Annotated in this window: 13 protein-coding genes; 7 read left to right on the forward strand and 6 right to left on the reverse strand. The window is 40.1% G+C overall.

The genetic code is table 11. The annotated features are described in order from the left end of the window. Positions 1-5 precede the first annotated feature (5 nt). From R2Q78_RS14965 to R2Q78_RS14980, 4 genes are read left to right on the forward strand one after another with little or no spacing between them, the layout of a single operon-like run. A complete protein-coding gene (locus tag R2Q78_RS14965) occupies positions 6-617 on the forward strand; it encodes a ribonuclease HII (protein WP_316793294.1) in 612 nt (203 codons plus the stop codon). Positions 618-635: 18 nt separating this feature from the next. Beyond that, on the forward strand, positions 636-1,838 hold the full coding sequence (locus tag R2Q78_RS14970) for a glycosyltransferase family 4 protein (RefSeq protein ID WP_316793295.1): 1,203 nt from the start codon (positions 636-638) through the stop codon (positions 1,836-1,838). A 40-nt stretch (positions 1,839-1,878) separates the two neighbouring features. Then, positions 1,879-2,958: a glycine cleavage system aminomethyltransferase GcvT gene (gene gcvT / locus R2Q78_RS14975; protein ID WP_316793296.1), complete on the forward strand. Its 1,080-nt coding sequence runs from the start codon at positions 1,879-1,881 to the stop codon at positions 2,956-2,958. An 8-nt stretch (positions 2,959-2,966) separates the two neighbouring features. Continuing rightward, on the forward strand, positions 2,967-3,680 hold the full coding sequence (locus R2Q78_RS14980; protein WP_410478491.1) for a 2-phosphosulfolactate phosphatase: 714 nt from the start codon (positions 2,967-2,969) through the stop codon (positions 3,678-3,680). Position 3,681: 1 nt separating this feature from the next. Here the strand turns inward: R2Q78_RS14980 and R2Q78_RS14985 are convergent, their stop codons facing one another. Continuing rightward, the gene (locus R2Q78_RS14985) at positions 3,682-4,467 is read right to left on the reverse strand and encodes a patatin-like phospholipase family protein (protein ID WP_316793297.1); all 786 of its coding nucleotides are present in this window, start codon (positions 4,465-4,467) and stop codon (positions 3,682-3,684) included. A 4-nt stretch (positions 4,468-4,471) separates the two neighbouring features. After that, positions 4,472-5,512, reverse strand: a complete 1,041-nt coding sequence (gene gldB / locus R2Q78_RS14990; protein WP_316793299.1) for a gliding motility lipoprotein GldB — start codon at positions 5,510-5,512, stop codon at positions 4,472-4,474. Positions 5,513-5,569: 57 nt separating this feature from the next. Between gldB and R2Q78_RS14995 the strand changes: the two genes are divergently transcribed. Together R2Q78_RS14995 and R2Q78_RS15000 are read left to right on the forward strand one after the other, a co-directional pair. Beyond that, complete coding sequence (locus tag R2Q78_RS14995) at positions 5,570-6,244, forward strand: porin family protein (protein WP_316793301.1); 675 nt, start codon at positions 5,570-5,572, stop codon at positions 6,242-6,244. Positions 6,245-6,280: 36 nt separating this feature from the next. Continuing rightward, on the forward strand, positions 6,281-7,921 hold the full coding sequence (locus R2Q78_RS15000) for an NAD+ synthase (RefSeq protein WP_316793303.1): 1,641 nt from the start codon (positions 6,281-6,283) through the stop codon (positions 7,919-7,921). Here R2Q78_RS15000 and lnt read toward each other — a convergent pair. The 3 genes from lnt to rsmI all read right to left on the reverse strand — a co-directional run bounded on the left by lnt (position 7,918) and on the right by rsmI (position 11,108). After that, a complete protein-coding gene (gene lnt / locus R2Q78_RS15005) occupies positions 7,918-9,543 on the reverse strand; it encodes an apolipoprotein N-acyltransferase (RefSeq protein WP_316793305.1) in 1,626 nt (541 codons plus the stop codon). The two genes, R2Q78_RS15000 and lnt, sit on opposite strands and share 4 nt — an antisense overlap. A 9-nt stretch (positions 9,544-9,552) precedes the next feature. Then, positions 9,553-10,206 carry a PH domain-containing protein gene (locus tag R2Q78_RS15010; RefSeq protein WP_316793307.1) on the reverse strand — a complete coding sequence of 218 codons (654 nt, stop codon included), beginning with the start codon at positions 10,204-10,206 and terminating at the stop codon, positions 9,553-9,555. Between the two features lie 197 nt (positions 10,207-10,403). Further along, positions 10,404-11,108 (reverse strand): 16S rRNA (cytidine(1402)-2'-O)-methyltransferase, encoded by a 705-nt coding sequence (gene rsmI / locus R2Q78_RS15015; RefSeq protein ID WP_316793309.1) that lies wholly within the window; start codon positions 11,106-11,108, stop codon positions 10,404-10,406. 133 nt (positions 11,109-11,241) lie between these two features. On the opposite strand from rsmI, the gene serS reads away from it, so the two are divergent. Next, positions 11,242-12,513, forward strand: coding sequence for a serine--tRNA ligase (gene serS / locus R2Q78_RS15020; protein WP_316793311.1), 1,272 nt, complete (start codon positions 11,242-11,244; stop codon positions 12,511-12,513). A gap of 189 nt (positions 12,514-12,702) precedes the next feature. Here serS and R2Q78_RS15025 read toward each other — a convergent pair whose 3' ends face one another. Continuing rightward, complete coding sequence (locus R2Q78_RS15025; protein WP_316793313.1) at positions 12,703-13,017, reverse strand: hypothetical protein; 315 nt, start codon at positions 13,015-13,017, stop codon at positions 12,703-12,705. Between the last annotated feature and the right edge of the window lie 72 nt (positions 13,018-13,089).

Below are 13,089 nucleotides of genomic sequence, written 5' to 3' on the forward strand. Positions count from 1 at the left end.
TTGCTATGCTGTTAAACTGCTATCAAAATGAATTATTGGAAGCCGGATGTGATGAGGCCGGAAGAGGCTGTCTTGCAGGCCCCGTATTTGCGGCCGCTGTAATTCTCCCTCCCGATTTCATAGCCGGTGAACTGACCGATTCAAAAAAACTCACGCATTTGCAGCGGACAAAACTGCGGGTGATCATAGAAAAAGAGGCGATGGCCTGGGCTGTGGCAGCTGTGGATAATATTGAAATTGATCAGATCAATATTCTGAATGCTTCTTTTTTAGCGATGCACCGGGCTGTCGAGCAATTAAAGATTACACCCCAGTATTTAAGTATTGATGGCAACCGGTTCAAAGCATATCCGAATATTCCACATAGTTGTATTGTTAAGGGTGATGGGAAATATTTAAATATTGCAGCAGCATCTATTCTTGCCAAAACACACCGTGATGAATATATGGAGCGAATTTCCACAGATTATCCTCACTATCAGTGGCATCAAAATAAAGGTTATCCTACGGTGGTCCATAGAATTGCCGCTTTGGAACATGGATTATCGCCATTTCATCGTAAAACTTTCAGTGTTACCCATCCTCAATTAGAGCTGTTTTCCGAAAACGAAGGATAATTAGTATTTTCACATGATTTGAAAATATTAATTCTTACAAACAGAGTCCCTTTCCCCCCAAATAGCGGGTATCCTATAGTAGTTTACAATACTATAAAGGGATTGTTGCGGCTTGATGTGGAAATAACTTTATTTAGTATTAACACCAACAAACATAGGGTAGATGTGGATGATATTTATGATCCTGTTTTTGATGGTATTAAATTTCATTCTTTCAGTCTGGATACAGAAGTAAATGTTTGGGGAGCTTTCTTTAATATCTTTTCAAATCAATCTTACAATGTTTCCCGTTATTTTGATGATGAAGCGGCCAGGTTATTGGAGGAGATATTAAGGGAAACAGAGTTTGATGTCATTCAGTTTGAAGGTTTATTTGTTGTTCCTTATCTGGATATCGTTAAAGCAAACAGTAAGGCAAAAATAATATACAGGGCTCATAATATTGAGTTTGAAGTATGGGAACGGATTGCTATGACAGAGAGTTTTACGCCAAGGAGAAGCTATCTTCAGTTTTTGGCCCGACGCTTAAAGGTTTATGAAACTGAACAGATCAACCGCTTTCATCATATTTTTGCCATTAGTGAGCAGGACAGGCAGAGCATCCTGCGGTTTGGTTGCCAGGCAGCAATTGAGGTTTTTCCTGTCGCACTTGATTTTGAGAAATACGTTACCGACCCGAATAAAACAAGCTTTCCAACCCTGTTCCATCTTGGAGCTATGGACTGGCGGCCTAATAAAGAGGGGCTGGAATGGTTTCTGGACGAAATATGGCCTGATATTGAAAAATTGAGCAGTGAACTGCGGTTCTATATCGCCGGTAAAAATATGCAACGGCAGTTTTTTGAATATGATTCTGAGAACCTCGTTGTAGAAGGTGAAGTTTTTGATGCCGTAGAATTTATCAATTCCAAAGCAATTATGATTGTACCATTGCTTTCTGGAAGTGGTATGCGGGTAAAGATCATAGAAGGAATGGCTATGAGAAAATGCATTATTGCGACAAGCATGGCTGCCGAAGGTATTAAATGTGCACACGGTAAAGATATTCTCATTGCGAATACAGCAGACGAATTTTATCGTTCCATATTACAATGCATTACAAATCCGAATAAATGGAGGGAAATTGGTGAAAATGCCAGAAAAACAGTGGAAAGAGATCATGACATTTCTGCTATTTCTAAAAGAATGCTGAATATCTATCAAAAATTAGTAAGTGCCTAAATTTTATGTACTTTTGCCCACGTTTTTATAGATATATATTATGAAGAATACCGCGTTAACAGACAAACACATCTCTTTAGGTGCCAAAATGGTGCCGTTTGCAGGATATAATATGCCAGTTCAATATGAAGGAATCAATGCAGAACATGCAGTAGTCAGAACTGCTGTAGGTGTTTTTGATGTGAGTCATATGGGTGAGTTTATCCTAAAAGGAGAGCATGCACTTGATCTGATTCAACGTGTGACAAGTAATGATGCTTCTAAACTTTACGATGGTAAGGTTCAGTACTCGTGCCTGCCTAACGAAGATGGTGGTATTGTCGATGATTTATTGGTTTATCGCTTAGATGAGAAAACCTATATGCTGGTGGTAAATGCTTCTAATATAGATAAAGACTGGAACTGGATACAGAAGTTCAACGATAAAGGAGTGGAGATGCATAATATCTCTGACAGAACCTCTTTGTTGGCTATTCAGGGGCCTAAAGCTGCAGAGGCTTTACAAAGCCTGACTGAAGTTGACCTGGCTTCCATGGAGTATTATAACTTTGTAAAAGGCACATTCGCAGGTGTTGAAAATGTAATCATTTCAGCAACTGGTTACACAGGAGCTGGTGGATTTGAAATTTATTTTGATAATGAGCATGCAGATCAGATTTGGAACGCAATTTTTGAAGCTGGAGCTCCTTTTAACATCAAGCCGATAGGTTTAGGCGCGCGTGATACATTGCGTCTTGAGATGGGCTTCTGCTTATATGGCAATGATATCGACGACACTACTTCTCCAATAGAAGCAGGTTTGGGATGGATTACCAAATTCACGAAGAAATTTACAAACTCTGAAGCTTTACTGGCACAGAAAGAAGCTGGTATCAAAAGCAAACTTGTTGGTTTTGAAATGATCGACAGAGGTATTCCCCGTCATGACTATGAAATCGTTGACGCAGAGGGTAATGTAATTGGTAAAGTAACTTCAGGTACTCAATCTCCGTCGCTGCAAAAAGCAATAGGAATGGGTTACGTAGCCAAAGGGATGGATAAAGAAGGTACAGAGATCTATATCAATATCCGTAATACCAGGATCAAGGCTAAAATTGTAAAGTTTCCTTTCTATAAATAAACATTAATTTGAGAAGTATAGACGTTTGCCTAACCCCTGCACTGCTAAATCTCTATGATATAGAAGACAGTATTGTAGTAGTTATTGATATACTCAGAGCAACTTCATCCATTGTTTATGGCATAGATAACGGTGCTACAGCAATAATACCTGTAGCACAAGTTGAAGATTGCCTTCGCTATGCAGGTAACGGATATTTGCTGGCAGCAGAAAGAAATGGAGAAGTCGTGGAAGGTTACGACTTTGGCAATTCACCATTCTCCTATACAACAGAAAAGGTTGGAGGAAAGACGATTGTACTGACTACAACCAATGGTACTAAAGCCCTTCAAATGGCGAGAGAAAGAGCACATCAGGTAGTGATGGGCTCTTTTTTAAATTTAGCAGCTTTATGTGATTGGCTAAGAGTTCAGGATAAGAATGTGTTATTGCTTTGCGCGGGCTGGAAAGATAAATTCAATCTGGAGGATACCTTATTTGCAGGGGCAGTAGTCGCAGAACTACGAAAGGACTTTACACACATTGATGATTCATCGGTAGCTGCAGAAGACCTGTATGAGTGCGCAAAAGGTGATTTGAGGAAGTATCTGCATAAGTCTTCGCATAGCCACAGGCTTGCGCAGCTTAACATTGAAGAAGATGTGAAATTCTGCTTGCAATTGAATGTTTGCGAGGCTATTCCAGTACTTGTAGGTGACGCGCTCGTTGCTTTAAAAGCCTAATTTAAATTTTCCCGTTTTCGGCGATCAGATTTTTTAATAACTCATTATTCTTAATCGCCTTAAGCGTTTCCTCATAAGCAAGCCAGTAAATGGTCTCTGCTTTTTTTGTGTCAAAAGTATTGATCTCCCCCATACCTTTTGGTTCAATTAATACATTGCAGAATGCTGCTTTTTGCTCCATGTCCTTATTGATAGACATCACACCTGCCCGTGACATCAAACCGGTGATACCGGTAATTTTGTCTACTGCCCTCAGATGGTTGCACGAGGATCCAATAATGAAATCACAGTTATTGAGTAGTGGCTCTACCGGAAAGTTATTTAAAACACCACCATCCACATACATTTGATTGTCGATCATTATCGGCTTAAAGATACCTGGGATACAGCTTGATGCCTGTATGATCCTGATTAGCGGTCCTTTGCTGAAGTATACGATTTTTCCTTCGCTGAAATTGGTAGCCGCAATAGTCAATGGTATTTTAAGACTTTCAATCTTATCATCAGGAAAATATTCCTTGAAAAGGTTGACGGTATTTTCCAGGTTCATGAGTCCCAGTGAGCCTACCGCGGGTCTGATGAACTTCAGCAACCTGATTTTAAGAAAAATATTAAGGGCTTCTTCCGGATCTACACCTGCAGCAAACAAGGCACCTGCTATTGATCCTGCACTGGTTCCTGTAATGTGACTGAATTTGATTCCTGCATTACTGAATGCCTTTAAAACACCTAAATGCGCAATACCTCTGATTCCACCTCCTGATAATACTATTCCAACTTTGACCATGCGCCTATTTTTTAGGTTTATACTTTGAAGCATTTAATATCTTTTGTGCGTCGGTTTCCATCATGAGTTGCTGAAGACTAACCTCCTGATTATTCTTCATATACTTCTTCACAATTTGCCAGCCTATCCATACGCCCAATTTTGGTGCCGATTCATTTTTCTCCCCTAAACCCGGTGTAAATGGTCCTTCACTTAAAAATACCTGTATTTTCTGATAGTCGGTCTCAAAGAGCAGGTTGTTTTCCAGATAATAGGCCCATATATCTGCCTCAAATTCTTTGCACCATTCTATTTGTGATTTGGTATATCCGATCTTAACAGAATCAGGAACTTCATCAGCAAGCACCTGATCCATGAAATACAGGATTTTGCCATTGTGGATCATCTTAGCAAGTAATGTCCGATCCTCATCGCGTTCTTTAAAAAGCTCTTCACGGGCGTAGGTTTCCGCAACTCTTGGCACGATATATTCAGGAGTGAATCGTCTGGATAGGTAACCAGGCACACTTTGTACTATTGCTTTATAGAACTTGCTGTCTTTCCCAAGAAACATGTCCAGACCAATGCCCATGTAATTGTCTCCTATTGGTGTCTGAACTGCAAATCCGGATATAAAAGAAATGAATTGAGGTATCTGAGCTTTTGGGTAGTAATATTTAATGTATTTAAAAGCTTGTGTAAGGTCATTGTTTATCGGCGTGATGTCTTTAAAAACACTATCAGATTCCCTGCTCAAATCAGTGTAGGCCTGGTCCTTATAAAGTGTAGTTAAAATTTCCCTGCTTGAATATTCGCCATTACCGACCATCCGATTGGTAAAGTCATTGTAAAACCAGCCGTATTTCTTCTTCAGAAATTCATCAGTCTCAGTTATATCTTTTGATTTACCGGCATATAAATCCTGATCGAAACGGGCAATTTTTACATCTAAATGTATTGTGCTAACGTCTGGTTTAGTACTTTGCGTGCAGGAAAGCAATGAAAAAAAAGCAAGTACAAAAAGAAAAAATAGATAGCTTTGGCGGAAATTTACGTTGTACTTCATTATAAACAAATATATAACTAAGTTTTTTCAAGCATCATACAATAAAGAAATATTCATATGAAAAGAACACTAATCGGACTGCTGCTAATATTTATAACAGGTAATCTTTTTGCGCAGGAATCTGTGCTTTCTCAATATGGTTTCAGGTTGGGTTTAACTGCACATCCTACAATTGGTTGGGTGAAACCTCAGATCGGGAAAAGCAATGGCGTATCTTTGGGGTTTGCGTATGGCTTGCTGGGTGATTTTAATTTTGCTGAGAACTACAGTTTTGCAACAGGCATTACTATTAACACAATTAACGGCAAAACTACGGAAGTGAGAACAACCCCTGCGGTTGGGGTAGGTGGTACGCCCGGGCAGATTGCTTACGATCTTAAGTACCAATTGCAATATATAGAAGTACCGCTCACCGTGAAGCTTAAAACTACGAAGATTGGAGACGTTCGCTGGTATGGACAGTTTGGATTGTCCAATGATTTTAAAATCGGCGCTAAACAAGATGCAGATGCAAACGGTAATATGGAATACAGAGATCAGGACGTTTCTAAATCAATTAAGTTCTACAGGGCCGGACTGATCATAGGAGCTGGCGGAGAATTTGACATCTCTGGCAATACCAGTCTGTTTGGTGGGTTAACCTATAATAATGGATTTACTGACATCACAGATGACAAGGACAATAATGTTCGTAACCATTATATCGGTATTAATTTTGGTGTTTTCTTTTAATTGCATCCAGACAGCATTAATAACTTCTTTGGGAATATGAAAATCGCATTGGCTCAGCTCAATTACCACATAGGTAACTTCGAATACAATACAAAAAAAATAACCGACAACATTTTAAAGGCCAAAGCTGAAGGTGCAGATCTTGTTGTTTTCGCGGAGCTGGCAGTTTGCGGCTATCCTCCACGTGATTTTCTTGAGTTCGAAGAGTTTATCGCTTTGTGTGAAAAGTCCGCACAGGAAATTGCGGCGCATTGTAAAGGGATTGCCTGTATCATTGGTTTACCCGTTAGAAATGAGGTGCTGGCAGGTAAGGATTTGTACAATGCTGCTTACTTTATTGAAGAAGGTAGTGTAAAGGCTGTCGTAAAAAAGGCATTGCTCCCTACTTATGACGTCTTTGATGAGTACCGCTATTTTGAGCCGGCCAATCAGTTTGAATGCATCACCTTTAAGGGCCGTAAAATTGCACTGACCATTTGTGAGGACCTATGGAATATCAATAACAATCCGTTGTATGTGTCCAATCCTATGGACGAGTTGATCAAGCAAGATCCTGATATGATGATAAATATCGCAGCTTCTCCATTTTCATATTGTCATGATGATGAAAGGGTTGTTGTATTGGCTGATAATGCTAAAAAATACAAGCTGCCTTTGTTATACGTGAACCAGGTAGGCGCGCAAACAGAGATCATCTTTGATGGAGGTTCACTTGCATTTGATAAGCATGGAAATCTGTTGGATGAAATGGCTTATTTCAAAGAAGAGCTTAAGATTTATGAGATAGAAGATGATACCATAAAAGGCTACAGCAATAAATCTCATCAGGCAGTTCCGGACATAGAGCAGATTTATCAGGCACTTGTTTTGGGGATCAGGGATTACTTTGAAAAATCAGGGTTTAAAAAAGCAGTACTTGGTCTTTCAGGTGGGATTGACTCTGCAGTGGTATGTGCACTGGCATGTCGTGCCTTAGGTCCGGAGAATGTAATGGCAGTATTGATGCCTTCGAAGTATTCTTCAGATCATTCAATTAAAGATGCCCTTGATCTGGTAGAAAGTTTTGGCTGTAAGCATGAGATCATTGCTATAAAGGAGGCCGCAGATGCATTTGACAGTATGATGGCTCCGGCATTTAGCGGATTGCCGTTTAATCTGACTGAAGAAAATATTCAGGCCAGGTGCCGTGGAATAGTTGTAATGGCAATGTCCAATAAGTTTGGTTATATCCTGTTGAATACATCTAATAAAAGCGAGTGTGCAGTAGGATATGGTACATTGTATGGCGATATGTGCGGTGCTATAGGCGTTATTGGAGATGTTTACAAAACTCAGGTCTATCAACTTGCACATTACATCAATAAAGATGGTATTGTGATTCCTGAAAACTCCATAGTAAAACCACCTTCTGCCGAGTTAAGGCCCGGACAAAAGGATTCTGATTCACTGCCAGACTACGACACACTGGATAAAATTCTGTATCAATATATAGAGTTAAAGCAAAGCTCTTCGGCTATTATTGCACAGGGATATGATGAAGCATTGGTTAGGAGAATCATCAAAATGGTAAACACCGCCGAATTTAAGCGTTACCAGACACCGCCAATATTAAGGGTATCTCCTAAAGCATTTGGTATGGGCAGGAGGATGCCTATTGTTGGAAAGTACCTTTCTTAGGATTTACTTTTAAGAATCCATTTTTTATAAGCGATAAACAGCGCCAGCAGCACACCGGTGATACAGAACAGATATGCAATCAAATCCCCATTTCTTACATAAAATGTGAGTTCATCATTTAAATTGATATCCGACTTTATTGCTGTCCGTTCCCACCATTTGGTTTTTTTAATTACATCCCCTTTCTGATTGATGAAACAGGATATCCCCGTGTTTGCAGAGCGGACCACATAGCGGCGTGTTTCTATAGCTCTTAACTTCGCATATAACAAGTGCTGGTCTTTTCCTGAGGTATTGCCCCACCAGCCGTCGTTGGTGACTACTGCGATGAACTGAGCGCCATCTTTGACGGCTCTACCAATCCAGTCGCCCCAGATAGATTCATAGCAGATTACAGGTGCCACGCCAATTCCGCTATACGCATAAAATACCTGCGGCGCATCCTGAGAACCATAACCACCCACGGTACCGCCAAATCCTTCAAAAACAGGAGCCAAAATAGATAATGCAGCAGGGAAAGGCATTTTCTCTACACCGGGAACGAGTTTAGACTTGTGGTAAAACTGAACATTGGCAGAGTTTTCAATTTGAATAGCAGCATTAAAAACGTCTATGTACGTGCTGTTGTCGTATTGGCTTGATGATGATGTCTCTTTGGTATTGTAAAATTTTCTGCTTTCTATTCCCGAGATCAGACTTCCATTTTTATATTTCCCTAAGAACTGCTGTGCCATCAAGAAATCAGAATTACTTCGGATATTGTCTTCATCAGCCTCATCTGGAATGGCGGTTTCCGGCCAGATAAAATATTCGGTATTTGGCTGGGCAATAGAATCTGATAGGTGTGTAAGAATATTCAATTGCTCTGCTGTTGAAAGGCCACCAAATTTTTTGTAAGGATCAATATTGGGCTGAACTGAAACTACATTTACAGGGACTTCTTTCTCTTTGTATCCCGCATATTTTGCCAGTGAAAATGCCGCGGGTACAATTACCCATAAAATCCAGAACAACGCCGGCCTGAATTTTAAGAATCCACTAGGAGAGGCTTTAAAGGCTTTGTATGCTTCAAATGCAAGGATATTACTTACCAGTATCCAGACAGAGCCCCCATACACTCCAGTGTATTCATACCATTGGGCAAGCTGGTGCATACCTGAAAATCCATTCCCCAGTGTCATCCAGGGAAATGCCAGGTCCCAGGTCTGGTGCAGGTACTCCATCGATATGTAAAAGGAAATGAGGCCAAGATAGGCTACATATTTATTCGTTATGAGCTTAAGCCTGTAATATAACCAGAATGAAAAGGTCATGAGCAGGGCGCCCAATCCAAAGGGGATCAGGGACACGAAAAACGATACAACAGCTCCGTTTACTGCATTTATAGCGTTGTACACCCAATATATGGATGCCGTATTCCAAACTAAAAAGGTTAACCCCGCTGTCAGGAATATCTTTTTTCCTGTTTTATTGGTCTTTTTTAGAATGATTTGTTCGCAGGCGATCAATAAAGGCACGAGGCCAATAAATAACAAGGGAGTAGTATATGGAATTGGAGGCCATGCCAGCCACATTAGAAATGCACTTAATATGGCCAGCAGGTAAGAATTTTTTGAGTTCATCAAGCGGGCTTATAAACTGTCTAGGATATCTGCCTTTTTTGCTTCATACTCATCCTGAGTGATCAGATGTTTGTCATACAAACTCTTTAGTTTTCTAAGCTTCAATGTCGTCTCATCTTCAGGTTCTTCAACAGGCGCCGGAGGAGTAAATGAAGTCGCAGGCGGCATAAAAGCCTGAGGTTCTTCTACCGGTTCGGGAGTTGCAACGGTGTTTACCGTAACAGGAGAAGTAGCAGAACGTCTGTCTTCCAGATCCGCCTGTCTTTGCTGCTCTTTGAAATTTTCCAATTGCTCGTAGGCCGCCTGATATAATTTGCGGGCCTGAACTTTTGGAATGTATTCAGTGATGATGTTTTCACCATGAAGAGGTACACAAATGAATTTAGAACCAAATATTTCTTCTTTAAAGGACACCTCTTTGATGCTTTTCCAGGAGATATCTTTAAAGTTCATGGTAATTCCAAAATTTCCAGGCTCACAATAGAAGAGGCGCTTGTTACTCACAGCGATACAGTCAGGCAGCAAGTTTACAGCCGGTTTTTTTTGCACCGCCATGTAGATCAGTTCTTCATTGGCAGTCAGCATATCATTTAATTTTCCTAAAACTTTTTCAACAGCTTTAGGATCTTGTTCATCACTTAAAAATCTATCAATTAATATCATGTTGTGTCTTTATAATGTTGTATTATTGTTTCTTATGCTGTGTTAAGCAATCATCGTGCTAAAAGCAGCTATTTTTTATGTGCCGTCATCCTGAATTTATTTTGCTTCGCAGCTTCTTCGAGGTCAGGATCCCGTTTGAGCAAGGTCTGAAATCATATATCTGTGCCTGAAATAATTCAGGGTGGCGAACGTAGGTTTTAGTCTTTGTATTTATTTTTCTTCTTTACTTGTTCCTCTGCTCCGGCAATACAAATTACAAATTCTCCTTTTAATATATTGTTTTCAAAATGTGATTTTATTTCTATTAACGTACCCCTTACCGTTTCCTCATAAAGCTTTGTAAGCTCCCTGCTCACGGAAGCCTGTCTGCCCTCTCCCATATATTGAATAAATTCCTCCAATGTTTTTAATAAGCGATGAGGACTTTCATATAAAACAATTGTCCTTTCTTCTTCAGAGAGTTTCTTCATCTTTGTCTGCCTGCCTTTTTTTACAGGTAAAAAGCCTTCAAATACAAAAGCATCGGAAGGTAGTCCCGAATTAACAAGGGCGGGAACAAAAGCAGTAGCACCTGGGAGGCACTCTACCTGCAGCTCGTTTTTGATGGTTTCCCTTACCAGAAAAAATCCGGGATCTGATATTGCAGGTGTGCCTGCATCAGAAATCAGGGCTACATTTTTGCCCTCCTTTAAAAACCTGATGATTTCTGAGGTTGCCTGATGTTCATTGTGCTGATGATGAGAATATGCCTTTTTATCAATGCCAAAATGCTTCAGCATGGGCGCACTCGTTCTGGTATCTTCCGCCAGAATGATATCGGCTTCTTTTAAAATCCTGATTGCCCTGAAAGTCATGTCTTCAAGGTTTCCAATCGGTGTAGGTACAAGAAATAGTTTGCCCATCTGTATTTACGGTTTACGATTTTTGATTTTACGATTGATCATGCAAAGACTCAGGTTTATAGATTGAAAATCGTAATTCATCAGTCTAAAATCGTCAATCAAAAAATCTTATCTTTGTGCAAAAAATAAAATAATGCTGCAAGTTAACTATATCCGCGAAAATAGAGAGAAAGTTTTAGAAGGACTAAGTGTACGTCATTTCAAACAGCCAGAACTGGTTGATGAAATTATTAATATTGATGAAGAGCGCAGACAATTTCAAACTTCGTTGGATAACCTTTCAGCCGTAGCTAATGCTGCTGCAAAACAGATTGGTGAACTCATGCGTAATGGTAAAAAGGAAGAGGCTGAAGTATTGAAAGCAGAAACTACTGCCAATAAGGAACAGCATAAGGTGTTATCAGATCAGCTTGCAAATGCGGAATTGAAATTGCACAATCTGATCGTACAATTACCAAATTTGCCATACCATCTGGTTAAGGCAGGCAGTACAGCTGAAGAAAATGAAGTAGTATACGAACATGGTAAACCGGCAGAGCTGCCAGCTAATGCTCAGCCTCACTGGGAACTTACCTCAAAATATGACATCATTGATTTTGAACTGGGTACAAAAATAGCCGGTGCCGGATTCCCTGTTTATAAAGGAAAGGGAGCACGCTTGCAAAGGGCTTTGATCAATTTCTTTTTAGACCATGCAACTGCCATTGGCTATAGAGAAATGCAGGTTCCTCACCTCGTAAATGAAGCATCTGGATTTGGTACCGGACAACTGCCCGATAAGGAAGGACAGATGTATCATGTCGGTGTAGACAATCTGTATCTTATCCCAACCGCAGAGGTGCCTGTAACGAATCTGTATCGTGATGTGATCCTGAAAGAAGAAGAACTTCCGGTAAAAAATACAGGTTATACTCCTTGCTTCCGCAGAGAAGCAGGATCGTATGGCGCACACGTTCGCGGACTGAACAGACTGCACCAATTTGATAAAGTAGAAATTGTTCAGATTGTACACCCTGATAAATCTTACGAAGCACTGGAGGACATGAGCAGCTATGTTCAATCTTTACTGCAAAAGCTCGGCCTGCATTACCGTGTTTTGAGGCTATGTGGTGGCGACATGGGCTTTACATCAGCAATGACTTATGATATGGAGGTATGGAGCGCTGCGCAACAACGCTGGCTTGAAGTATCTTCGGTGTCTAATTTTGAGACTTACCAAAGTAACAGACTTAAACTAAGATTTAAAGGCGCGACAGGTAAAACCCAACTTGCACATACTTTAAATGGAAGTGCATTGGCATTGCCACGGATTGTTGCAGCCATTTTAGAAAACAATCAGACTGATAAAGGCATTAAGATTCCTGAAGCCTTAGTGAAATATACAGGGTTCGAGTATATTGATTGATACTTTCAGCACGCGTCATTTCGATAATGAAACAAGTTCAGCACAGGCTGTAGGAGAAATCCCTTGCTTGGCTAAAGTTTAAGAGATTTCCTGTCGTCGAGAGGACGAAGACAAAACATAGAAAAGCCCCGGTTCATCACCGGGGCTTTGTTTCTTTAGGTAGATATTAATAAGTAATAGGGGGCAATATTATAAGATAAGAATCAGCAACAAGATAATGATGATGATCGCTCCAACAGAAAGGTAAACACCGCCACCTATTGCACGGGCTTGTTGTTTTAATTCCCTTAATTCTTTACGTAATGCTTTTTTCTCATCTTTTGACAATTCTGACTTGTCCATCGCCTTAATTTCCTCTACACGGTCAGTAATTCTCTTCAACTGAATTTTCTGCTCCGCAGTCATCTCAGTTTTAACCTTGTCCTTCTTTTCTGCTGCTGTAACTGTGTTTGCGCTAATGGCCAGTGTGAAAACCAGCACCAATGAGTAAATTATTCTTTTCATACGATTTGAATTTTGTTGATATAGGGATAAATAACAAAAAACCTACCAAAAATCAATTGGTAGGTTTTTTAA

This window comes from Pedobacter frigoris, assembly GCF_032678645.1.
Lineage (GTDB): Bacteria > Bacteroidota > Bacteroidia > Sphingobacteriales > Sphingobacteriaceae > Pedobacter > Pedobacter frigoris_A.